The organism is Pseudomonas putida, assembly GCF_001941965.1.
Taxonomy (GTDB): Bacteria; Pseudomonadota; Gammaproteobacteria; order Pseudomonadales; family Pseudomonadaceae; genus Aquipseudomonas; species Aquipseudomonas putida_L.
In genome coordinates this window covers 109104-133356 of sequence record NZ_MKZO01000058.1, presented here as the reverse complement: position 1 = coordinate 133356, position 24253 = coordinate 109104, and the positions used below count along the sequence as shown (strand labels likewise).

Sequence of the window (24253 nt, the reverse complement as noted above, 5' to 3'; positions counted from 1 at the left end):
GGGCACCGCCTGCGCGTGCGTCCGGACCTAGCCGTAGCGACCGGTGATGTAGTCTTCGGTCTGCTTCTTGGCCGGGTTGGTGAACAGGGTATCGGTGTCGCCGAATTCCACCAGCTTGCCCATGTACATGAACGCGGTGTAGTCGGAGACCCGTGCCGCCTGCTGCATGTTGTGGGTCACGATGACGATGGTGTACTTGGACTTCAACTCGTAGATCAGCTCTTCGACCTTCAGGGTCGAGATCGGGTCGAGGGCCGAGCAGGGTTCGTCGAGGAGCAGCACTTCCGGCTCGACGGCGATGGTGCGAGCGATGACCAGACGCTGCTGCTGACCACCGGACAGGCCCAGGGCCGAGTCGTGCAGGCGGTCCTTCACTTCGTCCCACAGGGCGGCGCCCTTGAGGGCCCACTCGACGGCTTCGTCGAGCACGCGCTTCTTGTTGATGCCCTGGATGCGCAGGCCGTAGACCACGTTTTCATAGATGGTCTTGGGGAACGGGTTGGGCTTCTGGAACACCATGCCGACCCGGCGACGCAGCTCGGCGACGTCTTCGCCCTTGCGGTAGATGTTGTTGCCGTACAGGTTGATGGCGCCTTCCACACGGCAGCCGTCGACCAGGTCGTTCATGCGGTTGAAGGTCCGCAGCAGGGTCGACTTGCCGCAGCCGGACGGGCCGATGAAGGCGGTCACGCGCTGTTTCGGGATGTTCATGCTGACGTCGAACAGGGCTTGCTTGTCGCCGTAGAACAGGCTCAGGCCCGGCACTTCGATGGCCACGGTTTCTTCGGCCAGGCGCAGGCTCTGCTTGTCGCGACCCAGGGCGGACATGTCGATGCCGTGGGAGTGGGATTCATGCTGCATGGTGCTTACTCCATTTGAAGCTGCAAGATTCAAGCTGCAAGCTGCAAGAAAAGGGCAGAAGCGGCACTGCTCCAAGCTTGAGGCTTGCAGCTTGCCGCTTGTGGCTGATTTAGCTGTCCAGCGCCTTGTACTTCTCGCGCAGGTGGTTGCGGATCCACACGGCCGACAGGTTCAGGGTGGCGATCACCAGGACCAGCAGCAGCGCGGTGGCGTACACCAGCGGACGGGCCGCCTCGACGTTCGGGCTCTGGAAGCCGACGTCGTAGATGTGGAAGCCCAGGTGCATGATCTTCTGGTCAAGGTGCAGGTACGGGTAGTTGCCGTCCACCGGCAGCGACGGCGCCAGCTTCACCACACCCACCAGCATCAGCGGCGCCACTTCGCCGGCGGCACGCGCCACGGCGAGGATCATGCCGGTCATCATCGCCGGGCTGGCCATGGGCAGGACGATCTTCCACAGGGTCTCGGCCTTGGTCGCGCCCAAGGCCAGGGAGCCTTCGCGCACGGTCCGCGGAATCCGCGCCAGGCCTTCCTCGGTGGCCACGATCACCACCGGCACGGCCAGCAGCGCCAGGGTCAGCGAAGCCCAGAGCAGGCCCGGGGTACCCAGGGTCGGTGCCGGCAACGCTTCGGGGAAGAACAGCCGGTCCAGCGAGCCACCCAGCACATAGACGAAGAAGCCCAGGCCGAACACGCCGTAGACGATCGCCGGGACACCGGCCAGGTTGTTCACGGCGATGCGGATCAGCCGGGTGACCGGGCCCTGACGGGCGTATTCACGCAGGTAGACCGCCGCCAGCACGCCGAACGGGGTGACGATCACGGCCATGATCAGGGTCATCATCACGGTGCCGAAGATGGCCGGGAAGATACCGCCCTCGGTGTTGGCTTCACGCGGATCGTCGCTGAGGAATTCCCAGACCTTGGCGAAGTACACGCCAAGCTTGGTGAACAGGCCCATGCCGTTGGGCTGGTAGGCGTGGACGATCTTGCTCAGGTTGATCTCGACTTCGCGACCGTTGCCGTCACGGGCGACCATGGAATCACGGGCGAAGTCCTGGTGCAGGCTGCCCAGGCGGTCCTCGATGGCCTTGTAGCGGTTGTTCAGCTCGGCACGCTCGGATTCGATGTCGGCCTGGGCGGCGGCGTCCAGCTTGCCTTCCAGCTCCAGCTTGCGGCTGTGCAGGCGCAGGCGTTCGAGACCGTGGTTGATGGCGCCGATATCTTTCTTTTCCAGGGTCTGCAGGTCGCCGGACAGCTTGTCGGCGCGGGCCAGGCGGCTTTGCAGTTCGGCCCAGGCCGCCGGACCTTCGGCGACCACCTTGCCGTTTTCCTTGACGCTGACCAGGTAGCCGTAGAAGTTGCCCCACTCGCGGCGTTCCAGGGCGATCAGGTCAGCCGGGCGCTGCTCGTCCACCAGCCACTCACCGACCACCCAGGTGAAGTCGCTGCCGTTGAGGTCGCGGTTACCCACCTTGATCAGTTCGCGGGTCATGAACTCCGGGCCGTCATCCGGCACCGGCAGGCCGGCACCTTTCAGACGGGCACGGGGTACTTCTTCCTTCTGTACCACCTCGCCGACCACTACATGCGCGGGCTGGCCCGGCACGTTGTAGCTGGCCTGGACCAGGTCAGCGGGCCAGAAGTGGCCCAGGCCGCGGACGGCGATCACGGCCAGCAGGCCGATGGTCATGATGACCGCGATGGCGACCGAGCCACCGCTGATCCAGACACCGGGTGCGCCGCTCTTGAACCAGCTGTTGAGGGAATCCTTTTTCACGGATCTCTACCTTCTCTATCAAAGCGACGAGTATTTCTTGCGCAGACGCTGGCGAATCAGCTCGGCCAAGGTGTTCATGACGAAGGTGAACATCAGCAGCACCAGCGCCGCCAGGAACAGCACGCGGTAATGGCTGCCGCCGACTTCCGACTCCGGCATCTCCACCGCGACGTTGGCCGCCAGGGTGCGCATGCCCTCGAACAGGTTCAGCTCCATCACCGGCGTGTTGCCGGTGGCCATCAGCACGATCATGGTCTCGCCCACGGCGCGGCCCATGCCGATCATCAGTGCCGAGAAAATGCCCGGGCTGGCGGTCAGGATGACCACGCGGGTCAAGGTCTGCCACGGCGTGGCACCCAGCGCCAGCGAGCCCAGGGTCAGGCTGCGCGGCACGCTGAACACGGCGTCCTCGGCGATCGAGTAGATGTTCGGGATGACCGCGAAGCCCATGGCGATACCGACGACCAGGGCGTTGCGCTGGTCGTAGGTGATGCCCAGGTCGTTGGTGATCCACAGGCGCATGTCGCCGCCGAAGAACCAGGTTTCCAGGAACGGGCTCATGTACAGGGCGAACCAGCCGGTGAAGAGGATCACCGGGATCAGGATCGCCGCTTCCCAGCCATCCGGGACGCGCAGGCGGATCGACTCCGGCAGGCGGCTCCAGCTGAAGCCGGCGACCAGGATGCCCAGCGCCAACAGCAACAGCAGGCTGAACACGCCCGGCAGGTGGCCTTCGAGGTACGGCGCAAGGAACAGGCCGGCGAAGAAGCCGAGGATCACCGTCGGCATCGCTTCCATCAGTTCGATCACCGGCTTGACCTTGCGGCGCATGCCCGGGGCCATGAAGTAGGCGGTGTAGATGGCGGCGGCGATGGCCAGCGGTGCGGCCAGGATCATCGCGTAGAAGGCCGCCTTGAGGGTACCGAAGGTCAGCGGCGACAGGCTCAGCTTGGGTTCGAAGTCGGTGTTCGAGGCGGTCGACTGCCAGACATATTTAGGCTCGTCGTAGTTCTCGTACCAGACCTTGCTCCACAGGGCACTGAAGGAGACTTCCGGGTGCGGGTTCTTCAGGCTCAGCGGCTGCAGTTTGTTGCCGTCTTCGATCAGCACGCGGTTGGCGCGCGGCGACAGGGCGAGGATGCCCGGGCCGTCAACGGCCTGTTCGATCAGCAGGGTACGGTGCGCGGTGCTGTGGAACACACCGAGCTTGCCGCTGGCGTCCAGGGCGATGAAGCCCTTGCGGCGCTCTTCGGCGTCGATCTGCACGATCGGCGAATCGCTCATCTTGAAGTCGCGGATGCGTTTGAGGTGCTGCTCGCCATCCGGGTCGCGGGCCATGAACCACTGGGTCAGGACGCCCTTGGAGTCACCGACGATCAGCGAAATGCCGCCGACCAGCTGGGCCACCGCGGTGATCTCGACATTGCCGTCCTCGGCCAGCTTGTAGCGACCGTTGAGGCTCTTCTCGCGCAGGTTGAACACGTCGGCCTGGGCGCGACCGTTGATCACGTACAGCCACTGCTGGCGCGGATCGACGAAGATCTGCTTCACCGGCTCGGTCATCTGCGGCAGTTCGATGCGGTTCTGCTCGTTGGTGACTTCGCCGGTCATCATGTTTTCCGAACGGCTCAGTTGCAGCACCTGCAGGTGTGCGCCGGCGGAACCGGTCAGCAGCAGGGTGTCGCCGTTGGCGTTCAGGCTCACGTGTTCCAGCGCGCGGCCCTGCTCGTCCAGGGCGATGGGCTCCTGGCCATAAGGGAAGTCGATGGCGGGGGTGATGGTCTTCTTGTTGTCCGGGTAGGTGATCTTGTAGGTGTGGTGGAACACCACCACCTGACCATTGGACAGGCCCAGCACGATCAGCGGGCTACCCGGCTGGTCGGCACCGATCGAGGTCACCTGGACACCCGGCGGCAGGGGCAGATCGACGCGCTTGAGCTCGGCGCCGGTCTTGGTATCGAAGAACAGGGCCTGGCCCTTGTCGGAAACGCGCATGCCGACCAGGTTCTGCTCTTCCAGGGCGATCATCAGCGGCTTGCCGGCGTCCTGTTGCAACCAGGCGGGCTGCAGGGCCGGCTTGCTGGTCAGGCTCGCGCCCTGGAACAGCGGCACCACCACATAGGCCAGGTAGAAGAAGATCAGGGTAATCGCCGCCAGCACGGCAAGCCCGCCGACCAGTACATACCAGCGGGTCAGGCGGTCCTTCAGCGCGCGGATGCGGCGTTTGCGTTGCAGCTCGGGCGTATTGAAGTCAATCCGCACCGGGGAGGAATTTGGGGTCATTGTGGAATTGGCCAGATCATTCATGCGCACACACCCTAGCGGTCCCGTATGACAGAAACATGACAATGCGGTGACGCAAAAAAGCCCGCCGCACAGGCATCCCTGGCAGCGGACTGGAAATTTGCAGGTGGGGCCTGGCGTCCTCCGGGCCCCACGAGGTCACGCTTAGTTCTTGGCTACACCGGCGGTGTGGCTCAGACCCAGGTCAGCCAGGGCTTTTTCGGCCACTTTGGCTGGCAGCGGAATATAACCGTCTTTCACTACGACCTGCTGACCGGCCTGCGACAGGACCAGCTTCACGAACTCGGCTTCCAGCGGGGCCAGAGGCTTGTTCGGGGCCTTGTTGACGTAGACGTACAGGAAGCGCGACAGCGGGTAGGTGCCGTTCAGGGCGTTGGCTTCGTTGTCTTCAACGAACTCGCCGCCTTCTTTCTTGGCCAGGGCTACGGTCTTGACGCTAGCGGTCTTGTAGCCGATGCCGGAGTAGCCGATGCCGTTCAGCGAGGAGCTGATCGACTGAACAACGGAAGCCGAACCTGGCTGCTCGTTGACGTTAGGCTTGAAGTCGCCTTTGCACAGGGCTTCTTCCTTGAAGTAGCCGTAGGTGCCGGATACCGAGTTGCGGCCGAACAGCTGGACTGGCTTGTTGGCCAGGTCGCCGGTCACGCCCAGGTCGCCCCAGGTTTTCACGTCGGCTTTGCCGCCGCACAGACGGGTCGACGAGAAGATCGCGTCAACCTGGGCCATGGTCAGGCCTTTGATCGGGTTGTCCTTGTGCACGAAGACGGCCAGGGCGTCGACGGCCACCGGGATGGCGGTAGGCTTGTAGCCGTACTTCTGCTCGAAGGCCTGCAGCTCGACGTCCTTCATCTTGCGGCTCATCGGGCCCAGGTTGGCGGTGCCTTCGGTCAGCGCGGGTGGCGCGGTGGAGGAGCCGGCGGCCTGAATCTGAATGTTTACGTTCGGGTACTCTTTCTTGTACGCCTCAGCCCACAGCGTCATCAGGTTGGCCAGGGTATCGGAGCCAACGCTGGACAGGTTGCCCGACACACCGGTGGTCTTGGTGTAGGTCGGAATGGCTGGGTCAACAGCGGCGACCGCATTGGCGGTGGCAACGCCAGCGGCGACAAAGGTCAGGGCCGCCATCAAACGCTTCAGTTTCATGCCTTGCTCCTAGCAGGAATTCGGGGGTGAGATGGATCGGGGCCCAGTATCTGTAGGGCGCGTGTCTAATCTATGACTGGATTGTGACAATTAGATTAAAGGCCATCACCGGAAACGGGGATGGCCTTTGTATTTTTCAGGCGCCGGATATTAAAGAAGCGTCAGCGCTTGGTCGCCAGCAGATACAGCCCCACCAGGAAGCCGATGCCGCAGATCCCGGCCACATACAGCGCAGGGGCCATCGGGCTGAACTTGAGCAGCGCGGTGACCGCCATCGGGGTCAGGCCGCCGAAGATGGCGTAGGCCACGTTGTAGGAGAACGACAGGCCGCTGAAGCGCACCACCGGCGGGAACGCGCGGACCATGACGAAGGGCACCGCACCGACAATGCCGACGCACAGGCCGGTCAGTGCGTACATCGGGAACAGTAGATCCTTATGCTCGGCGAGGGTGTGATAGAAGGTCCAGGAGCTGACCAGCAGCGCCAGGCTGCCCGCCACGAACACCCGGCCGGCGCCGAAGCGGTCGACCAGCTTGCCGGCACCGATGCAGCCCAGGGTCAGCAGGACGATGGCCAGGCTGTTGGCCTGCAGGGCCACGCTGGCGCTGAAACCGTAGACGGTCTGCAGCACGGTGGGGGTCATCAGGATGACCACGATGATGCCGGCCGAGAGCAGCCAGGTCAGCAGCATCGACAGGACGATGGCGCCACGGTGGTCACGCAGCACCGCGCGCAGCGGCACTTCCTCGGCCAGGGCCTTGCGCTGTTGCAGTTCGGCGAATACCGGGGTCTCGTGCAGCCAGCGGCGCAGGTACACCGAGAACAGGCCGAAAACGCCGCCCAGCAGAAAGGGGATCCGCCAGGCGTAATCAGCAACTTCTTCCGGGGTGTAAACGCTGTTGATCAGGGTAGCGACCAGCGAGCCGAGAAGGATGCCCGCCGTCAGCCCGGCGGTCAGGGTGCCGCAAGCGAAGCCGGTATTGCGCGCCGGCACGTGCTCGGAGACGAAGACCCAGGCCCCCGGCACTTCGCCACCGATCGCCGCGCCCTGGATAACCCGCATCAGCAGGAGCAGGATCGGCGCGGCCATGCCGATCTGCGCGTAGGTCGGCAGCAGGCCCATGATCAGGGTCGGCACGGCCATCATGAAGATGCTCAGGGTGAACATCTTCTTGCGCCCCAGCAGGTCGCCGAAGTGGGCCATGACGATGCCGCCCAGCGGCCGCGCCAGGTAGCCGGCGGCGAAGATGCCGAAGGTCTGCATCAGGCGCAGCCATTCCGGCATGTCGGCCGGGAAGAACAGCTTGCCGACCACCGTGGCGAAGAACACGAAGATGATGAAGTCATAGAACTCCAGCGCACCGCCGAGGGCGGACAGCGACAGGGTTTTGTAGTCGTTGCGGGTCAGCGGCCGGGCCGGCTGATCGAGGCTGGAGGGAACCGATGTCATTGAGACTTCTCTTATTGGAAGGTAGAAGCGGGCAGCAAGGCTGGTCGAAGGCCGGATAGACCCTCGAACGATAACAAATTGTCCGAAAGCGACACAGATCTACATAATCCCAGCAGATAATCGTGACTGCATGGTCGTCGCTGTCTGCGAGGCTCTATATACTGGCCCCTCGTCGAAACCGGTTGCGTCCAAGGTGGGATATTGTGCGAAAACGCTGCCAAGTACACTTGGTCGGTTTCGCAGAGTTTCCCTCCGCCGCCTTCGAAGCGAAAACAGTGCAGTGAGTGGGCTGGATCGTTTTTTGCGGCGTTATTGCGTCAACCAATGAAGCGTTACGGGTCAGAGGCACCCCCGGCATGATTGAACTCGAACAAGAAGATCCGATTCCGCAAGGCGACCTGGCCTTGCAGATCACCGCACTTCCCCGCGAAACCAACGGTTTCGGCGATATCTTCGGCGGCTGGCTGGTCGCCCAGATGGACCTCGCGGGCACCGCCATGGCCAGCCGCGTTGCCGGAGGCCGTGTCGCCACCGTGGCGATCGACCGCATGGCCTTCCTGGTCCCGGTCGCAGTCGGTGCGCAACTGTCCTTCTATACCCAGACCCTGGAAATCGGCCGCAGCTCGATCCAGATGATGGTCGAGGTGTGGAGCGACGATCCGCTGTCCAGCGAATGGCGCAAGGTCACCGAAGCGGTGTTCGTCTTCGTCGCCATCGACGGCAGTGGCCGCACCCGCTCCGTCCCGCCTCGTCGCTGACCAGGGCTCGCGCTAAACTCGCGGGTTCTGGCAAGGTCGAAGACCTTACGGCACATCCAACGAGAGCAGCGCATGTCCACACCCAAGGTCGAATCGGAACAACACGGCGAACTCAACTGCTGGCGCATCACCAGCGACCGCGCCGAGCTGCTGGTGGCCCAGCAGGGTGCGCAGGTGCTGAGTTACCAGCGCCTGGGCGAACCGCCGCTTCTCTGGCTGAGTGACCAGGCGCTGTTCAGGCACGGCAAGTCGGTGCGCGCCGGTGTTCCGGTGTGCTGGCCGTGGTTCGGCAACCTGCAGCGCAATCCCCCTTCCGTTCAGCAGCAGTTCCAGGGCAGTGAAGCTCCGGCCCACGGGCTGGTGCGCGGGCGTGACTGGCAATTGCTGGGTATCGACAGCAGTGGCGATGAGCTGCAGTTGTCGTTCGGGTTGCCTGAAACCCAGGGCGAACTGCCGGGCTGGCCGCACAAGGTCGAGCTGCTCCTCGAGATCCGCATGGGTGAACACCTGAGCCTGAACCTCACCAGCCGCAACCTGGGCGACGCTTCGGTTACCCTGAGCCAGGCGCTGCACAGCTACTTCGCGGTCAGCGATGTGCGTTCGGTGCAGGTTGAAGGGGTGAAGGGCCGGGACTATATCGAGACCCTGGCGGACTGGGAGCAGCGTACCCAGCAGGCGGACCTGGCGTTCAGCGGCGAGACCGACCGGATTTACCTGGATACGCCTGCCGAATTGAGCATCGTCGATCCAGCGTGGGAGCGGCGTATCCGCATCAGCAGCAGCGGCTCGCGCTCGGCGGTGATCTGGAATCCCTGGATCGAACGCGCCGCGCAGTTGCCGGACATGGCCGACGATGGCTGGCAGCGCATGCTGTGCATCGAGACGGCGAATGTGTGGGATGACATCATCGAGCTGGCGCCGGGGGCGAGTCACACTTTGAGCCTGACCCTATCGAGCGAACACCTCTGAACCTGTGGGAGCTGGCTTGCCAGCGATAGCTATGGTGAATTCACTGCAGCAATCGCTGGCAAGCCAGCTCCCACAGGGGCCAATGTGCTCCCGAAAACACTACAGGTCTGCATCCTCCACGACCCGCACCTTCGCCGCATCCATGGCATAGGCCGCATCCGCCAGGTCATTGCTGACCTTCTCCACCTCCAGCTTGCCGCTGACCCACAGCGGCGTGTAGATGTCCGCCAGCTTCACGCCTTTCGGATAGCGCACCAGCACCAGCTGGTTCGGCGGCGGTGGCGGCACGTGGATGCAGGCGCCCGGGTACGGGACGAGGAAGAACAAGGTGCTGTTGCCCTTGGCGTCGGCCTCCAGCGGCACCGGATAGCCACCCAGGCGGATCGACTTGCCGTTCATCGCCGCCACGGTCTTGGTCGAATACATCACCGCCGGCAAGCCCTTGCTCTGCTTCAGGCCGCCCTTGGCAGTGAAGGTGCCCTGGGCTTCCGGGGAGTTGTGGTCGATCTCGGGCATTTCTTCCAGGGCCTTCTGGTCCGACTTGGGCATCAGTTCCAGCCAGTCGGTTTCAGGCAGCTCGGCCCGGGCGAGGGTGCTGCACAGCAGCAGGGGAATAAGGAATAACGCACGCATGAAAAATGCTCGGCAACCGTAGGAAGTTGCCGAGCATTCTATAGTGCCGTCAGCTTTTTTTGATCAAGCCGTAGATCACCAGCAGGACGATCGCGCCCACCACCGCGCCGATGAAGCCGGCTGCCTGACCCGCCTGGTAGATGCCCAGGGCCTGGCCACCGTAGGTCGCCGCGAGCGAGCCGCCGATGCCGAGCAGAATGGTCATGATCCAGCCCATGCTGTCGTCGCCGGGCTTGAGGAAGCGCGCGACGAGTCCGACGATCAGGCCGATGAAGATGGTTCCGATGATTCCCATGGCAATCCCTCTGAGTGAGTGCACCACCAAAAGCCTAGCCAGCGCTTCGGTGTCCTGCCATCAGAGGGTTGCCATCAGCAGAGGTTCAACCCGCGATCAGGGCTTCGACCTGCTGGATCTTGCGCTCCAGCGTGGCCATGTCGGCGCAGCGCAGGGTGGCGTGGCCAACCTTGCGCCCGACCTTGAAGGCCTTGCCGTAGTGGTGCAGATGGCAGTCGTCGATGGCAACGACCTTATCCACAGCCGGCACTTCGCCGATGAAGTTGAGCATGGCGCTTTCGCCGACCTTGGCGGTCGAACCCAGCGGCAGGCCGGCCACGGCGCGCAGGTGGTTCTCGAACTGGCTGCACTCGGCACCTTCGATGGTCCAGTGCCCGGAGTTGTGCACCCGCGGGGCGATCTCGTTGGCCTTCAGGCCGCCATCGACTTCGAAGAACTCGAAGGCCAGCACGCCGACGTAGTCCAGCTTCTCCAGCACGCGACCGGCATAGTCCTCGGCCAGGGCCTGCAGCGGATGCTCGCTGCTGGCGATGGACAGGCGCAGGATGCCGCTCTCGTGGGTGTTGTGCACCAGCGGGTAGAAGCGGGTTTCGCCATCACGGGCACGCACGGCGACCAGCGACACTTCACCGGTGAACGGCACGAAGCCTTCCAGCAGGCAAGGCACGCTGCCCAGCTCGGCGAAGGTGTCGACCACGTCGGCAGCGCTGCGCAGGACCTTCTGGCCCTTGCCGTCGTAACCCAGGGTGCGGGTTTTCAGCACGGCCGGCAGGCCGATGCTGGCCACGGCGGCGTCCAGGTCGGCTTGCGACTGGATATCGGCGAAGGCCGGGGTCGGGATGCCCAGGTCCTTGAACATGCTCTTCTCGAACCAGCGGTCGCGAGCAATGCGCAGGGCTTCGGCACTCGGGTAGACCGGGACGAACTGCGACAGGAAGGCGACGGTCTCGGCCGGCACGCTTTCGAACTCGAAGGTCACCAGGTCGACTTCGTCGGCCAGTTGGCGCAGGTGGTCCTGGTCGCCGTAGTCGGCACGCAGGTGTTCGCCCAGCGGCGCGGCGCACGCATCCGGCGCCGGGTCGAGGAAGGCGAAGTTCATGCCCAGCGGAGTGCCCGCCAGGGCCAGCATGCGGCCGAGCTGGCCGCCACCGATTACACCGATCTTCATGGCAGCGACCTCAGGCCTGGCGCGGGTCTGGATTGTCCAGAACGCTGTCTGTCTGCTCTGCGCGGAACTGCTTCAGCACAGTGTGGAACTGCGGGTGCTTGGCGCCGAGGATGCTCGCCGAGAGCAGCGCGGCGTTGATCGCACCGGCCTTGCCGATCGCCAGGGTGGCGACGGGAATACCCGCCGGCATCTGCACGATGGACAGCAGCGAGTCGACACCCGAGAGCATCGACGACTGCACCGGCACGCCCAGCACCGGCAGGTGGGTCTTGGCGGCGCACATGCCCGGCAGGTGGGCAGCGCCACCGGCTCCGGCGATGATCACCTCGATACCGCGGCCTTCCGCCTCTTCGGCGTACTGGAACAGCAAGTCCGGGGTGCGGTGGGCGGATACCACCTTCACTTCATAGGGAATGCCGAGTTTTTCCAGCATATCGGCGGTGTGGCTAAGGGTGGACCAATCGGACTTGGAGCCCATGATCACGCCAACCAGTGCACTCATCGTCGAGCCTCTCCTGCAAGCGTCTTGTGACGCGCCAAAAGCAACGAGCCACGCGGGAAGACCGGCGTGGCTCGTCATACGGATTCTGAATCGACCGGGTCGGCCGAAGGCGCGGGATTATAGCGCAGTCGGGGCAAAGGCGCCCAGCCCCGTTGGTAAGGTCGGAAGATGGCCCACTGAGAGGCTTCCAGATGCTTTGGCCCGGGGCTTGGGGACTACTGTCGAGGCGCATTCCAGCCCAACATCAAGGACGACCTTATGCGCAAACGACTTCGCACCACCCTGCCCCTGGCTTTCGCCGCGCTGTACCACGCCGCCTTCGTCACGGCCGAGAGCAGCCTGACCGTGTGGGTCTTTCCCCACGACGACCTGGCCGACGTGCCCGACCGGCAACTGCAGGCGGATTATCTAGACCCCTGGTTGCAGGAAATGCGCGAGGTGATCGACATGCCCGTGCACCTGCGCTTCCAGCGCAATATCCCTGGCCTGACCGACCTCGATTACCGCAGCGCCCTGCCTTCCGCCACCCTCGCCACCTGGTCCGATGCGGTCTGGGCCTGGCGTCGGCAACAGAACGCACCCGGCGGCATCATCGACAACAAGTACCTGCTGCTGACCAGCCGGCACCTGGATCACAGCGAGGACACCCTGGGCATGGCCCACCAGACCGGACACGCAGCGATCGCCTCGATCCAGTCCTACGCCACCGCCGGCCACGAGCTGGGCCACACCCTGAGCGCCACCCACGAGGCGGCGCGCGTCGGCTTCAATGGCTGGTTCTGCGAAACCTACATGTTCCCCGACCGTTTCGACCTGCGTTCGCACTGCTACCGCTATTCCGAGGAAAACCGCGCCAATATCGCCCGCTACCTCAGGCGCTCGGGGAACTGACCGGTGCCGACTCCTGCAGCCCCGACTCCAGCTTGCGCCAGAGCAAGCGCACATTGGCCTTGCGTACCAAGGCGCATCGATAAAGGCGGATCTCCAGTGGCACATGCCATTGGGGACCGCCGCAAATCACCAGTTCGCCCCGCTCCAGCTCGGCCCGCGCCGACAGCCGCGGCACCCAGGCGATCCCCAGGCCTTCCAGGGCCATGCTTTTCAGGCTGTCGGCCATGGCGGTCTCGTAGACCGTGGTGAAGCGCAGGTTGCGCTGGCGCAGCAACAGGTTCACCGAACGCCCGAGGAACGCACCGGCACTGTAGGCCAGCAACGGCACGCTGCCCTCGCCTTCCAGATCGAACAGGGGCTGGCCGTCGGGTCCGGCGGCACATACTGGCAGCATCTCGGTATGCCCCATGTGCAGGGACGGGAAGATCTCCGCATCCATCTGCAAGGCAGCATCCGGGTCATAGAACGCCAGCATCAGGTCGCAGCCACCTTCGCGCAGGGCATGCACGGCATCGCCGACGTTGGTCGCCACCAGGCGCGTGGCGATATTCAGGCCGTCGTTACGCAACTGAGCGATCCAGCGCGGGAAGAAACCAAGCGCCAGGGAGTGCGCCGCCGCAACCTGGATAACCTCGCCTTGCCCGCCTTCAAGATGATGCAAATGGCGGAGAACTTCGCTCAACTGGTCGACAACCGTGCGGGCAGTGACCAGGAACAGTTGCCCCGCAGCCGTCAGCTCGATGGGTGTGCGCGAGCGGTTGACCAGGGTCAGGCCGAGTGCCGCCTCCAGGCTGCGAATGCGCCGGCTGAAAGCCGGCTGGGTCACAAAACGACGCTCGGCAGCCTGGGAAAAGCTGCGAGTGGCGGCCAGCGCACTGAAGTCTTCCAGCCATTTGCTCTCAAGGTTCATCGGAAACTCTCCAAAAGCATGCACCAAAATGGAACACGCTCGCTGTCGACAAAACGTCACATGAGACGTTATGCCGTTTGTGCATAGGTTAGCGTGCAACAGCATTGGCCGCCAAATGGGTTCCGCCCCTAGGATTGGCGCCATTCCGGCATGTGCCGGGTTAATTCGAGATGATACTCATCATGTCCGCTGCTGCATCGTTCCGCATTGAAAAAGACCTGCTTGGCACCCTGGAAGTCCCTGCTGACGCCTACTACGGCATCCAGACCCTGCGTGCTGCCAACAACTTCCATCTGTCCGGTGTTCCGCTGTCGCACTACCCGAAGCTGGTCGTGGCCCTGGCCATGGTCAAGCAGGCCGCTGCCGACGCCAACCGTGAGCTGGGTCACCTGAGCGATGCCAAGCATGCCGCCATCAGCGAGGCCTGTGCCCGCCTGATCCGTGGCGACTACCACGAGCAGTTCGTCGTGGACATGATTCAAGGCGGTGCTGGTACTTCTACCAACATGAACGCCAACGAAGTCATCGCCAACATCGCCCTGGAAGCCATGGGCCATGAGAAAGGCGAGTACAAGTACCTGCACCCGAACAACGACGTGAACATGGCGCAGTCGACCAACGACGCCTACCCGACCGCGATCCGCCTGGGTCTGCTGCTCGGTCACGACGCCCTGCTGGCCAGCCTCGACAGCCTGATCCAGGCCTTCGCGGCCAAGGGTGAAGAATTCAGCCACGTATTGAAGATGGGCCGTACCCAGCTGCAGGACGCGGTCCCGATGACCCTGGGCCAGGAATTCCGCGCCTTCGCCACCACCCTGACCGAAGACCTGAACCGCCTGCGCACCCTGGCACCGGAAGTGCTGACCGAAGTGAACCTGGGCGGTACCGCCATCGGTACCGGCATCAACGCCGACCCGGGCTACCAGGCCCTGGCGGTACAGCGCCTGGCCACCATCAGCGGCCAGCCGCTGGTGCCGGCTGCCGACCTGATCGAAGCCACCTCGGACATGGGCGCCTTCGTCCTGTTCTCCGGCATGCTCAAGCGTACCGCGGTCAAGCTGTCGAAGATCTGCAACGACCTGCGCCTGCTGTCCAGCGGCCCGCGTACCGGCATCAACGAGATCAACCTGCCAGCGCGTCAGCCAGGCAGCTCGATCATGCCAGGCAAGGTCAACCCGGTTATCCCGGAAGCCGTGAACCAGGTGGCCTTCGCCATCATGGGCAACGACCTGGCCCTGACCATCGCTGCCGAAGGCGGCCAGCTGCAACTGAACGTCATGGAACCGCTGATCGCCTACAAGATCTTCGACTCCATCCGTCTGCTGCAACGCGCCATGGACATGCTGCGCGAGCACTGCATCGTCGGCATCACCGCCAACGAACAGCGCTGCCGTGAACTGGTCGAGCACTCGATCGGCCTGGTCACCGCCCTGAACCCGTACATCGGCTACGAAAACGCCACCCGTATCGCCCGCGTCGCCCTGGAAACCGGCCGCGGCGTGCTGGAACTGGTGCGTGAAGAACAGCTGCTGGACGAAGCGATGCTCAACGACATCCTGCGTCCGGAAAACATGATCGCTCCGCGTCTGGTTCCGCTGAAGGCGTAACCCCACGCAACAACCGTCTCACCAGGTCGAGGGACTAGACACCTCTCACCTTTGAGGGCCCAGGGCTTACACCCCGGGCCCTTTTTTTATGCCTGACAGATCTGTCCCGGATGGCGTAACGTGGCCGGCTACGAACAAGACCGACCATGGAGAATGGCGCATGAACCCGGCGTCCCCCCGCCCCGCCCGCAGCATCATGGTGCTGTACACCGGCGGCACCATCGGCATGCAGGCCGGTGCCAACGGCCTGACCCCCGCTTCCGGCTTCGAGCAGCGCATGCGCGCGGAGTTATCCACAAGGACGGACCTGGCGCCCTGGCGTTTCCGGGAAATGGCGCCGCTGATCGACAGCGCCAACATGACGCCGCAGTATTGGCTGCGCCTGCGCACGGCGATCATCGAGGCGATGGATGCCGGCTGTGATGCGGTATTGGTGCTGCATGGCACCGACACCCTGGCCTACAGCGCGGCGGCCATGAGCTTCCAGTTGCTCGGGCTGGACGCGCCCGTGCTGTTCACCGGCTCGATGCTGCCCGCCGGGGTGGACGACAGCGATGCCTGGGAAAACCTCACGGGGTCCCTGCAAGCACTGACCAATGGCCAGCCGGCCGGCGTACAGCTGTTCTTCCATGGTGAGTTGTTGCCACCGTTGCGCACTGCCAAGGTGCGCAGCTACGGGCGCAATCCCTTCGTGGCGCTCAAGCGCAATGCCCTGTTGAGTAGAACCGCTTCCTTGCCCGCCGCGTTGGACTATCGCCAACCGCGTCAGCCTGCGGATATCGCCGTACTGCCCCTGGTACCGGGGATTTCCGCAGATCTGCTGCGGGCAGTTATCCACAGCGGCGCCCAGGGCCTGATCCTCGAATGCTTCGGCAGCGGCACCGGGCCGAGCGACGATCCGGACTTTATCCACGCCCTCGAACAGGCCCACTCCCGCGACCTGGTGGTAGTGGCGATCACCCAGTGCCATGAAGGCGGCGTCGAGTTCGATATCTACGAGGCGGGGAGCCGCTTGCGCCAAGCGGGCGTGCTGTCCGGTGGCGGCATGACCCGTGAAGCGGCGTTCGGCAAATTGCAGTGGCTGCTGGGCAGCGGCCTGCCGGTCGAGGACGTGCGCCGCCTGGTGGAACTGGAGCTGGCGTGAAGGCATGCAAATTGCTCGTTTCCCGCACAGTCCATCAGCCCGGTAACCGAGCATGCTGCACTCCCACCTGACGACCCTGCACGCGGTCTCCCTGGTCTTGCAGACCTTCCGCGACGAAGCCCTGCTCCAGGGCAGCGGCATCAGCGCCGCCGACCTGGGCCGCGCCGACTCGCGCATCACCACCCGCCAGGAAATGCTGGTGTGTGCCAACGCCGTGGCCCGGCGCCGGGATATCGGCCTGGAGCTGGGGCGGCGCATGCATGTGTCGTCCTACGGGATGCTCGGCTATGCCCTGCTCTCCAGTGCCACTTTGGGTGACGCTTTGCGCCTGGCGTTGCACTACCCCGCGCTGCTGGGAACACTTTTCCGCCTGCGCCTGATCGAGGACGGCGAGCGGATCTGGTTCAGCGCCAGCGATTACCGGGAAGAGCCGGAGCTGGCGGCGTTCAATGCGGAGTTCTGCCTGGTGTCGTTGAAGGTGATCTGCGACGACCTGCTGGGCCGGCCGCTGCCGCTGCTCGCGGCGCGTTTTATCCACAGCGAGCCGGATTACCGCGAGCAGTACGGGGAAACCTTCACCTGCCCCTTGCATTTCGAGGCCGAGGACAACGCCTTCGCCTTCGACCGCGCCTGGCTGGAGCAGCCGTTGCCACTGGCGGACCGGGTGACCCACGGGACCATGAGCGAGCGTTGCCGGCAGTTGAACCTGGAGTTCACCGGGCGCCAGGCCTGGCTGGGGCGGATTCGCCAGTTGCTCGCCGATCAGCTGGTCGCGCCGCCGGGGCTGGAAGGGCTGGCGCGGCAGATGAACTGCTCGTCGCGGACCTTGCGCCGGCACCTGGGCGAAATGGGCAGCAGCTACCAGCAATTGCTGGACGAGCTACGCTTCGAGCGGGCCAAGCAGTTGCTCGGTGAAGGGCAGATGCCGATCTACCGGATTGCGGAAGTGCTGGGGTTCAGTGAGACGGCGAGTTTCAGGCATGCGTTCATGCGTTGGAGTGGGGTAGCCCCCAGTCACTTCAGGGCCTGAACTGGCCTCATCGCTGGCAAGCCAGCTCCCACAGGTTCAGTGGTGTTCTTGAGGGCAGCGCGGTCCTTGTGGGAGCTGGCTTGCCAGCGATTGGGAGCACCACCGAATCAAGCCTGGCCACCAGCCTTGGCCATATCGATCCCCTTTTGGCCACTTCCACCGTTCAGCCGCACCGCTTTGCACCGCACCATCCGGGAAAAAAACGCCAGTGCTCCGGAGAACAACAAATGCTGACGATCTATTCCGATGACCACCGCCTGCACCACGGCCGCTGCGAGCTGATCGACGGGCAACTCAAGCCCTGCTTCGAGATGCCGTCCCGCGCCGACCACGTCCTTGACCGGGTCAAGGCGCGCAATATCGGCCCCATCAGCGGCCCCACCGATTTCGGCCGCGCCCCGCTGCAACGGGTGCACAGTGCCGATTACCTGAAGTTCTTCGAAGGCGCCTGGGCGCGCTGGGCGGAGCTGGAGCGCGACGGCGACCTGCTGCCGTTCACCTGGCCGGCCCGCACCCTGCGCTCGATCAAACCCACCAGCCTGCTGGGCGAACTGGGCTACTACAGCTTCGACGCCGGCGCGCCGATCACCGCCGGCACCTGGCAGGCCGCCTACAGTGCCGCGCAAGTCGCCCTCACCGGCCAGGCCGCGATCCAGGCCGGCGCCCACAGCGCCTTCGCCCTGTGCCGTCCACCAGGACACCATGCCGCCAGCGACGTGATGGGCGGCTACTGCTACCTGAACAACGCCGCCATCGCCGCCCAGGCCTTCCTCGACCAAGGCCATAAGCGCGTGGCCATCCTCGATGTCGACTACCACCACGGCAACGGCACCCAGGAAATCTTCTACGCCCGCAGCGACGTGTTCTTCGCCTCGATCCACGGTGATCCGCAGGCGGAATTCCCGTTCTTCCTCGGCTATGCCGACGAGCACGGCGAAGGCGACGGCGAGGGCTACAACGTCAACTACCCGCTGCCCGCCGGCAGCGACTGGGCCACCTGGAGCGCCGCCCTCGACCAGGCCTGCGCGCGGATCGACGCCTACGCCCCGGACGTGGTGATCGTGTCCCTCGGCGTCGACACCTTCAAGGACGACCCGATCTCCCAGTTCAAGCTCGACAGCCCCGATTACCTGGCCATGGGCGAGCGCATCGCGCGCCTGGGCAAGCCGACCCTGTTCGTCATGGAAGGCGGCTACGCGGTGGAAGAAATCGGCATCAATGCCGTGAACGTTCTCGAAGGTTTCGAACGCAGCCAACAGGAAGCCCAAGCATGACCCGACTCAAGCGCCTGCTCGCCCCCCTGCTGTGTACCACCCTGCTCGCCGGCAGCCTCCAGGCCGTCGCCGAGCAGCGTACCCTGCGGGTCTACAACTGGTTCGACTACATCACCCCGCAGACCCTGGTGGACTTCCAGAAGGATGGCCAGGTCAAGCTGGTCTACGACATCTTCGACACCAACGAGGCCCTGGAAGCCAAGCTGCTGACCGGCAACTCCGGCTATGACGTGGTGGTGCCGTCCAACGTGTTCCTGGCCAAGCAGATCGAGGCCGGGGTGTTCCAGCCGCTGGACCGCAGCAAGCTGCCGAACTGGCAGCACCTGGACCCGGCCCTGATGAAGCTGATCGAGGCCAACGACCCGGGCAACAAGTTCGCCGTGCCGTACATGTATGGCACCGTGCTGATCGGCTTCAACCCGGCCAAGATCAAGGCCGCCCTGGGCGACAACGCCCCGGTGGACAGCTGGGACCTGATCTTCAAGGAAGAGAACATCGCCAAGCTCAAGCAATGCGGCGTGGCGCTGCTCGATTCACCGTCGGAAATCATGCCGCTGGCCTTGCAGTACCTGGGCCTGTCGCCGAACAGCAGCAAGCCCGAGGACTACAAGAAAGCCGAAGCGCTGATGCTGAAGATCCGTCCGTACATCACCTACTTCCACTCCTCGAAGTACATGGCCGACATCGCCAATGGCGATATCTGCGTGGCGGTGGGCTATTCGGGCAGCTTCTCGCAGGCGGCCAACCGGGCGATCGAAGCGAAGAACGGCGTGGTGGTGGATATGCGTTTGCCGAAGGAAGGCGCGCCGATCTGGTTCGACATGCTGGCGATTCCGAAGGGCGCGGCGAACCCCGAGGATGCCCATGCGTTCATCAACTACCTGCTGCAGCCCAAGGTGATTGCGCCGATCAGTGATTTCGTCGGGTATCCGAACCCGAACAAGGATGCGACGGAATTGGTGGCACCGGCGATCCGCAACAACCCGAACCTGTATCCGACGGCGGAGGCGATGACCAAGCTGTATACCTTGCAGCCTTTGGGTCGGGATGCGGAAAGGGCACGGACCCGGGCCTGGACCAAGATCAAGGCCGGGACCTAGATCATCATTGCGGCTGATGGCCCCATCGCTGGCAAGCCAGCTCCCACACGGACTCTGTGGGAGCTGGCTTGCCAGCGATGGGGCCCTGAAGAACACCACACATTCTTACCCCTTCCACACCTTCCTCAACTTGCCCAAAGCCTCGGCAATCCCGGCCTCCCCCACCGCCGCAAACCCCAGCACCAGCCCCGCAGTCTTATCCACAGTCTCCGGCAACCAGTAATCCCCCAACCCATTCAGCTCCACCCCCACGTCCAGCGCCTTCTCCACCAACCAGCGCTCTCGCTCCGGGTTATCCACATCCACCTTCACATGCAGCCCCGCCACCATCTCCGGCAAGCCACCGACCCCGGGAATATCCACAGGCCAGCCCGCCATCAGCGCATTCCTGCGACTCAACGCCGCCCGCCGCATGCGCCGGATATGCCGCTGGAAATGCCCCTGGGCCATGAACTGCGCCATCACCGTCTGCGTGCCCGCCTCCGAATGCCGCACCATCACCGCCCTCGCCCGGGAAAACGGCTGCACCAGCTGCCTGGGCAACACCAGGTACCCCAAACGCAAGGCCGGGAACGCCACCTTGCTGAAGGTCCCGACGTACAACACCCGCCCGCTGCGGTCCAGCGCCGCCAAAGGCGCCAGGGGCGCGCCGCTGTAGCGGTACTCGCCGTCGTAGTCGTCCTCGACGATCCAGCCATCATTGCGCTCGGCCCAGGCCAGCAGTTCCAGGCGCCGCGCCAAGCTCATCACCACCCCGGTTGGATACTGGTGCGACGGTGTGACATAGGCCATCCGGCAGCCCTTCAACGCATCCAGCGCTGTGCAGTCCAGGCCCTCGCTGTCCACCGCCACCCCATGCACCTTGGCCCCCGTCACCCCGAAGGCACAACCCGCCGCGCGGTACCCCGGGTTTTCCACAGCCACCCCCACCCCCGGCTCCAACAGCAACTGTGCACAAAGGCTAATCGCCTGCTGCGCTCCGGTGGTGATCACAATTTGCTCAGGCGTACAGGACAGCCCCCGCGAACGACGCAGATAGGCGGCGATGAGTTCCCGCAGCAGCGGTTCCCCCGCCGGATCGCCATAGCCCAGCACCTGCGCAGGCGGATTTCGCCAGAAACCCGCCTGCAGCTTGGCCCAGACCTCGAACGGGAACAGGTCGAACGCCGGTACACCGACGCGAAATGCCCGGGGCGGACCACTGCGCGGTGTAGGCAAATGATGGTTTTCAAGACGAAAAATCGGAGCAGTGTGGATAACTTTACTGGATGAATTGCCAGTATTTTCCGCCGAAAATGTGGATAACCCTGTTGATAAACCCCGGGATAACCCTGTGGATACTTTTGTGGATAGTTTCGGCAGCTGGCTGACGTAAGTCCCGTCGCCGACCCGGCTTTCGATAAAGCCTTCGGCGTACAACTGGTCGTAGGCACGCACCACGCTGTTGCGCGACAGGCCGAGGATCGCCGCCATGTCGCGGCTCGCCGGCAGGCGCGTACCACTGCCGAGGCGCCCGTCCAGGACCCGGGCGCGCAGGGCCTGGTAAAGCTGGCGGGTCAGGCCCTGGCGGCGGTCGAGGACGATGCCGGTGGGATCGAAAGGCAAGGAAACGGACGGCTCGATCATGGCGATTGGACCCAGAAAATTGGCCTGTAATGGCTCTTACACTGAACCAATAGCCTGCCTAGGATGAGGCCATTCGCCAAGGAAAATTCTCCATGTATACACCCCGCGCCTTCAGAGACGACGACCTGCACAGCCTGCACGAACACATCGGCAACACCCGTCTGGCCGTACTGGTCACCCAGGGGGAACAGAGCCTGCAAGCCACCCACGTGCCGCTGCTGCTGGATCCGCAGGTAGGCGCCAAGGGCACGCTTTACGGCCATCTGGCCCGGGGCAACCCGCAATGGCGCGAGCTGGAAAGCGGTGCCGAGGTGCTGGTGGTGTTCCCCGGCGCCGATGCCTATGTCAGCCCCGGCTTCTACCCGAGCAAGGCCGAGGACCCACGCACCGTGCCGACCTGGAACTACGTCGCCGTGCATGCCTGGGGCATCCCGGAGGTGTTCCACGAAGCCGAGCCGCTGCTGGAGATCGTCCGTCGCCTCAGCGACCGCCACGAGCAGGGCCGCGAGCGTCCCTGGTCGGTGGACGACGCGCCCGCCGATTACCTCGACGGCATGCTCAAGGCCATCGTCGGCTTCGCCATCCCCATCGAGCGCCTGCAATGCAACCGCAAGCTGAGCCAGAACCGCTCGGCCATCGATCACGAGGGCGTACGCAGCGGCCTGGCCGCCAGCGCCGACCCGCTGGACAACAACCTCGCTGCCCTGATGCAGCAACCCTGAAGGAATGCGTCACATGCCCAACGTCCAGATTCTCCCGGTTACCGCCGCCAGCCACGACGCCTGGTACCCGCTATGGCAGGCGTACCTGCGCTTCTACCAGACGTCCCTGGCCGACACGGTCAGCGCCGTGACCTGGCAGCGCTTCCTCGATCCGGCCGAACCGACCAACGCCGCCCTGGCCTGGGTCGATGGCGAGGCGGTGGGCATGGTCCACTGGATCTACCATCGTTCCAATTGGTCTGTGGAAAACTCCTGCTACCTTCAGGATCTCTACGTCGACGGCAACCAGCGCGGCCTGGGCATCGGCCGCCAGCTGATCGAGCATGTCTATGCCAAGGCCGCCGAAGCCGGTTGCGTCAAGGTCCACTGGCTGACCCACGAGACCAACGCCACGGCAATTTCCCTGTACGAACAGGTCGCCGAGCGCCCTGGTTTCATCCAGTTCCGCAAACAGATTCCGTAAGCCGAGGTGCACCGATGAGCAACAATCTGAACTGGCATCCGGCCAGGGAGCCGCACGCCGAGCCGTTGACCGGCCGCTTTATCCGCCTGGAAAAGCTCGATCCGCGCCGGCATGGCGACGATCTCTGGGAAGTGCTGCAGGGCCGCGAATCCGACGGCAAGCTGTGGGACTACCTGCCTTACGGGCCGTTCACCGAGCGCGCGCCGTTCGATCAATGGCTGGAAGGCAATGCCGCCGGGCGTGATCCGCTGTTCTACAGCGTGGTCGACCTGGCCAGCGGGCAGGTCCAGGGCATCCTCAGCCTGATGTCCATCGTGCCGGCCCAGGGCCGTATCGAGGTCGGGCATATCGCTTTCGGCGCGGCCATGCAGCGCACGCCCAAGGGCACCGAGGCGGTGTACCTGCTGAGCAAGCTGTCGTTCGAGCTGGGCAATCGCCGGCTGGAGTGGAAGTGCAACAACGCCAACGCCCGCTCCAAGCGCGCGGCGGAGCGTTTCGGCTTCACCTACGAAGGGGTGTTCCGCAAGCATATGGTGGTCAAGGACCAGAACCGCGACACGGCCTGGTATTCGATCACCGACGATGAATGGCCGGCGATCGCCGCTGCGTACGAGCGCTGGTTGAGTGCCGACAACCAGCGCCCCGAGGGTCAGCTTAGGACGCTGGAAGCCTGCCGCGCCGAAGCGTAAGGGCTTACTTCAGCTGCCTGGCCAGGAGCTCGATATGCTCCGGGCCGATACCGCAGCAACCACCCAGCAGACTGGCGCCGCGTTGGCGCCAGTTCTGCGTCCAGTGCAGGTAGCCCGGCGGGTCGAGGTCTTCGCGCAGTTCATCGAGACCGTCGTTGGCAGTGGCGTCCTTCGGCTGTGGCGGGAAGGCGTTGGCGTAGGCGCCGACGGAGATATCCACAGCCAGGCGCTGGAAGGTCGCCAGGGCCGCATCGATGGCATCGCCGATCACTTCCGGCTGGCTGCAGTTGAACAGCAGGGTCTGCACGCCCAGCGCCGCCACGGCTTCGGCCGCTTCGCTGACCGGCTCGCCGGAACGCAGGCGCGGCACGTTATCCACATCCTCGTCCTGCAAAGTGAAGGAGACCCAGAACGGCTTGCCGTCCTGCGGCAGACCAGCGCGGATCGCCCGGACCTCGGCGATGGCGCTCTGGGTTTCCGCCAACCACAGGTCGACATGCTCGGACAGGCCCTCGACCAACGGGGTCAGCACTTCGGCAACCCGCTCGGGCTGGTACAGGTCCGGGCGGTAGGAACCGAACAGCGGCGGCAGCGAACCTGCGACCCGAACTTTCTGCGGCCCGGCATCCGCCGCCGCCCGCGCCAATTGCCCGGCGGTACTGGCCAGGGCGCGACCTTCGCTCTTGAAGCGCTCCTCACCAATATGGAATGGCACCACGGCGTAGCTGTTGCTGGTGATCACCTGCGCACCGGCATCGATATACGCCCGATGCACCGCCACCACCGCCTCCGGCGCCTCGCTCAATGCGAGCGCCGACCACTCCGGCTGGCGGAACGGCGCCCCACGGCGCGCCAGTTCCCGGCCCATGCCGCCATCGAGAATGACCAACGACTTTTCGCCCATATAACACCTGCTTCTAAGAATAGAAATAA

23 protein-coding genes are annotated in these 24253 nt (G+C 64.3%); 11 read left to right on the top strand and 12 right to left on the bottom strand.

Features of this window, described 5'->3' with window-relative positions:
• Positions 1-27: 27 nt before the first annotated feature.
• The 5 genes from pstB to PSEMO_RS26270 form a co-directional block, all read right to left on the bottom strand.
• Entirely contained in the window at positions 28-861 is an 834-nt protein-coding gene (gene pstB, locus PSEMO_RS26290) for a phosphate ABC transporter ATP-binding protein PstB (RefSeq protein WP_075805823.1), read from the bottom strand.
• A 109-nt stretch (positions 862-970) separates the two neighbouring features.
• A complete protein-coding gene (gene pstA, locus PSEMO_RS26285) occupies positions 971-2641 on the bottom strand; it encodes a phosphate ABC transporter permease PstA (protein ID WP_075805822.1) in 1671 nt (556 codons plus the stop codon).
• 18 nt (positions 2642-2659) lie between these two features.
• A complete protein-coding gene (locus tag PSEMO_RS26280) occupies positions 2660-4948 on the bottom strand; it encodes an ABC transporter permease subunit (RefSeq protein ID WP_075805821.1) in 2289 nt (762 codons plus the stop codon).
• A 141-nt stretch (positions 4949-5089) separates the two neighbouring features.
• Positions 5090-6088 (bottom strand): phosphate ABC transporter substrate-binding protein PstS, encoded by a 999-nt coding sequence (locus PSEMO_RS26275; protein ID WP_075805820.1) that lies wholly within the window; start codon positions 6086-6088, stop codon positions 5090-5092.
• A 161-nt stretch (positions 6089-6249) separates the two neighbouring features.
• Complete coding sequence (locus PSEMO_RS26270) at positions 6250-7539, bottom strand: MFS transporter (RefSeq protein WP_075805819.1); 1290 nt, start codon at positions 7537-7539, stop codon at positions 6250-6252.
• A 356-nt stretch (positions 7540-7895) separates the two neighbouring features.
• On the opposite strand from PSEMO_RS26270, the gene PSEMO_RS26265 reads away from it, so the two are divergent.
• Both PSEMO_RS26265 and PSEMO_RS26260 read left to right on the top strand, forming a co-directional pair.
• A complete protein-coding gene (locus PSEMO_RS26265) occupies positions 7896-8297 on the top strand; it encodes an acyl-CoA thioesterase (RefSeq protein WP_009402429.1) in 402 nt (133 codons plus the stop codon).
• A 72-nt stretch (positions 8298-8369) separates the two neighbouring features.
• Positions 8370-9266: a D-hexose-6-phosphate mutarotase gene (locus tag PSEMO_RS26260; protein ID WP_075805818.1), complete on the top strand. Its 897-nt coding sequence runs from the start codon at positions 8370-8372 to the stop codon at positions 9264-9266.
• Positions 9267-9365: 99 nt separating this feature from the next.
• Here PSEMO_RS26260 and PSEMO_RS26255 read toward each other — a convergent pair whose 3' ends face one another.
• From PSEMO_RS26255 to purE, 4 genes are all read right to left on the bottom strand, one after another.
• Positions 9366-9899 (bottom strand): DUF3299 domain-containing protein, encoded by a 534-nt coding sequence (locus PSEMO_RS26255; protein ID WP_075805817.1) that lies wholly within the window; start codon positions 9897-9899, stop codon positions 9366-9368.
• Between the two features lie 49 nt (positions 9900-9948).
• Positions 9949-10194: a GlsB/YeaQ/YmgE family stress response membrane protein gene (locus PSEMO_RS26250; protein WP_075805816.1), complete on the bottom strand. Its 246-nt coding sequence runs from the start codon at positions 10192-10194 to the stop codon at positions 9949-9951.
• Positions 10195-10279: 85 nt separating this feature from the next.
• Positions 10280-11362, bottom strand: a complete 1083-nt coding sequence (locus PSEMO_RS26245; protein ID WP_075805815.1) for a 5-(carboxyamino)imidazole ribonucleotide synthase — start codon at positions 11360-11362, stop codon at positions 10280-10282.
• 10 nt (positions 11363-11372) lie between these two features.
• Positions 11373-11864 carry a 5-(carboxyamino)imidazole ribonucleotide mutase gene (purE, locus tag PSEMO_RS26240; RefSeq protein ID WP_009402441.1) on the bottom strand — a complete coding sequence of 164 codons (492 nt, stop codon included), beginning with the start codon at positions 11862-11864 and terminating at the stop codon, positions 11373-11375.
• Between the two features lie 258 nt (positions 11865-12122).
• Between purE and PSEMO_RS26235 the strand changes: the two genes are divergently transcribed.
• Entirely contained in the window at positions 12123-12755 is a 633-nt protein-coding gene (locus PSEMO_RS26235; protein ID WP_075805814.1) for a hypothetical protein, read from the top strand.
• Here the strand turns inward: PSEMO_RS26235 and PSEMO_RS26230 are convergent.
• Complete coding sequence (locus PSEMO_RS26230; protein WP_075805813.1) at positions 12736-13665, bottom strand: LysR substrate-binding domain-containing protein; 930 nt, start codon at positions 13663-13665, stop codon at positions 12736-12738. The two genes, PSEMO_RS26235 and PSEMO_RS26230, sit on opposite strands and share 20 nt — an antisense overlap.
• Before the next feature lie 182 nt (positions 13666-13847).
• Here PSEMO_RS26230 and aspA point away from each other — a divergent pair, with 182 nt between their 5' ends.
• The 5 genes from aspA to PSEMO_RS26205 all read left to right on the top strand — a co-directional run bounded on the left by aspA (position 13848) and on the right by PSEMO_RS26205 (position 19820).
• Positions 13848-15272, top strand: coding sequence for an aspartate ammonia-lyase (gene aspA, locus PSEMO_RS26225; protein ID WP_075805812.1), 1425 nt, complete (start codon positions 13848-13850; stop codon positions 15270-15272).
• Between the two features lie 160 nt (positions 15273-15432).
• A complete protein-coding gene (locus PSEMO_RS26220; protein WP_075805811.1) occupies positions 15433-16416 on the top strand; it encodes an asparaginase in 984 nt (327 codons plus the stop codon).
• Between the two features lie 52 nt (positions 16417-16468).
• On the top strand, positions 16469-17446 hold the full coding sequence (locus PSEMO_RS26215; RefSeq protein WP_075805810.1) for an AraC family transcriptional regulator: 978 nt from the start codon (positions 16469-16471) through the stop codon (positions 17444-17446).
• A 227-nt stretch (positions 17447-17673) separates the two neighbouring features.
• Positions 17674-18720 (top strand): histone deacetylase family protein, encoded by a 1047-nt coding sequence (locus PSEMO_RS26210; RefSeq protein ID WP_075805809.1) that lies wholly within the window; start codon positions 17674-17676, stop codon positions 18718-18720.
• Positions 18717-19820: a polyamine ABC transporter substrate-binding protein gene (locus PSEMO_RS26205; RefSeq protein WP_075805808.1), complete on the top strand. Its 1104-nt coding sequence runs from the start codon at positions 18717-18719 to the stop codon at positions 19818-19820. The genes PSEMO_RS26210 and PSEMO_RS26205 overlap by 4 nt, the downstream gene beginning before the upstream one ends.
• A 105-nt stretch (positions 19821-19925) precedes the next feature.
• Here PSEMO_RS26205 and pdxR read toward each other — a convergent pair whose 3' ends face one another.
• The gene (gene pdxR / locus PSEMO_RS26200; protein ID WP_075805807.1) at positions 19926-21446 is read right to left on the bottom strand and encodes a MocR-like pyridoxine biosynthesis transcription factor PdxR; all 1521 of its coding nucleotides are present in this window, start codon (positions 21444-21446) and stop codon (positions 19926-19928) included.
• Positions 21447-21538: 92 nt separating this feature from the next.
• Here pdxR and PSEMO_RS26195 point away from each other — a divergent pair, with 92 nt between their 5' ends.
• The 3 genes from PSEMO_RS26195 to PSEMO_RS26185 are packed head-to-tail and all read left to right on the top strand — an operon-like array spanning position 21539 to position 23320.
• Positions 21539-22168, top strand: coding sequence for an FMN-binding negative transcriptional regulator (locus PSEMO_RS26195; RefSeq protein ID WP_075805806.1), 630 nt, complete (start codon positions 21539-21541; stop codon positions 22166-22168).
• 13 nt (positions 22169-22181) lie between these two features.
• Positions 22182-22631 (top strand): GNAT family N-acetyltransferase, encoded by a 450-nt coding sequence (locus tag PSEMO_RS26190; protein ID WP_075805805.1) that lies wholly within the window; start codon positions 22182-22184, stop codon positions 22629-22631.
• A gap of 14 nt (positions 22632-22645) precedes the next feature.
• Entirely contained in the window at positions 22646-23320 is a 675-nt protein-coding gene (locus tag PSEMO_RS26185; protein ID WP_075805804.1) for a GNAT family N-acetyltransferase, read from the top strand.
• Between the two features lie 4 nt (positions 23321-23324).
• Here the strand turns inward: PSEMO_RS26185 and PSEMO_RS26180 are convergent, their stop codons facing one another.
• Positions 23325-24224: a homocysteine S-methyltransferase family protein gene (locus PSEMO_RS26180; protein WP_075805803.1), complete on the bottom strand. Its 900-nt coding sequence runs from the start codon at positions 24222-24224 to the stop codon at positions 23325-23327.
• Positions 24225-24253: the final 29 nt, after the last annotated feature.

What these genes read in the sequence shown, in the direction of transcription:
- PSEMO_RS26270 (WP_075805819.1), bottom strand. Translation starts at nt 7,539, where the DNA reads ATGACATCGGTTCCCTCCAGCCTCGATCAGCCGGCCCGGCCGCTGACC.
- PSEMO_RS26215 (WP_075805810.1), top strand. Translation starts at nt 16,469, where the DNA reads ATGCTGCACTCCCACCTGACGACCCTGCACGCGGTCTCCCTGGTCTTG.
- PSEMO_RS26230 (WP_075805813.1), bottom strand. Translation starts at nt 13,665, where the DNA reads ATGAACCTTGAGAGCAAATGGCTGGAAGACTTCAGTGCGCTGGCCGCC.
- purE (WP_009402441.1), bottom strand. Translation starts at nt 11,864, where the DNA reads ATGAGTGCACTGGTTGGCGTGATCATGGGCTCCAAGTCCGATTGGTCC.
- PSEMO_RS26265 (WP_009402429.1), top strand. Translation starts at nt 7,896, where the DNA reads ATGATTGAACTCGAACAAGAAGATCCGATTCCGCAAGGCGACCTGGCC.
- PSEMO_RS26180 (WP_075805803.1), bottom strand. Translation starts at nt 24,224, where the DNA reads ATGGGCGAAAAGTCGTTGGTCATTCTCGATGGCGGCATGGGCCGGGAA.
- PSEMO_RS26280 (WP_075805821.1), bottom strand. Translation starts at nt 4,948, where the DNA reads ATGAATGATCTGGCCAATTCCACAATGACCCCAAATTCCTCCCCGGTG.
- PSEMO_RS26275 (WP_075805820.1), bottom strand. Translation starts at nt 6,088, where the DNA reads ATGAAACTGAAGCGTTTGATGGCGGCCCTGACCTTTGTCGCCGCTGGC.
- PSEMO_RS26260 (WP_075805818.1), top strand. Translation starts at nt 8,370, where the DNA reads ATGTCCACACCCAAGGTCGAATCGGAACAACACGGCGAACTCAACTGC.
- PSEMO_RS26205 (WP_075805808.1), top strand. Translation starts at nt 18,717, where the DNA reads ATGACCCGACTCAAGCGCCTGCTCGCCCCCCTGCTGTGTACCACCCTG.
- PSEMO_RS26195 (WP_075805806.1), top strand. Translation starts at nt 21,539, where the DNA reads ATGTATACACCCCGCGCCTTCAGAGACGACGACCTGCACAGCCTGCAC.
- PSEMO_RS26220 (WP_075805811.1), top strand. Translation starts at nt 15,433, where the DNA reads ATGAACCCGGCGTCCCCCCGCCCCGCCCGCAGCATCATGGTGCTGTAC.
- PSEMO_RS26235 (WP_075805814.1), top strand. Translation starts at nt 12,123, where the DNA reads ATGCGCAAACGACTTCGCACCACCCTGCCCCTGGCTTTCGCCGCGCTG.
- pstB (WP_075805823.1), bottom strand. Translation starts at nt 861, where the DNA reads ATGCAGCATGAATCCCACTCCCACGGCATCGACATGTCCGCCCTGGGT.
- PSEMO_RS26190 (WP_075805805.1), top strand. Translation starts at nt 22,182, where the DNA reads ATGCCCAACGTCCAGATTCTCCCGGTTACCGCCGCCAGCCACGACGCC.
- aspA (WP_075805812.1), top strand. Translation starts at nt 13,848, where the DNA reads ATGTCCGCTGCTGCATCGTTCCGCATTGAAAAAGACCTGCTTGGCACC.
- PSEMO_RS26245 (WP_075805815.1), bottom strand. Translation starts at nt 11,362, where the DNA reads ATGAAGATCGGTGTAATCGGTGGCGGCCAGCTCGGCCGCATGCTGGCC.
- PSEMO_RS26185 (WP_075805804.1), top strand. Translation starts at nt 22,646, where the DNA reads ATGAGCAACAATCTGAACTGGCATCCGGCCAGGGAGCCGCACGCCGAG.
- PSEMO_RS26210 (WP_075805809.1), top strand. Translation starts at nt 17,674, where the DNA reads ATGCTGACGATCTATTCCGATGACCACCGCCTGCACCACGGCCGCTGC.
- PSEMO_RS26250 (WP_075805816.1), bottom strand. Translation starts at nt 10,194, where the DNA reads ATGGGAATCATCGGAACCATCTTCATCGGCCTGATCGTCGGACTCGTC.
- pdxR (WP_075805807.1), bottom strand. Translation starts at nt 21,446, where the DNA reads ATGATCGAGCCGTCCGTTTCCTTGCCTTTCGATCCCACCGGCATCGTC.
- PSEMO_RS26255 (WP_075805817.1), bottom strand. Translation starts at nt 9,899, where the DNA reads ATGCGTGCGTTATTCCTTATTCCCCTGCTGCTGTGCAGCACCCTCGCC.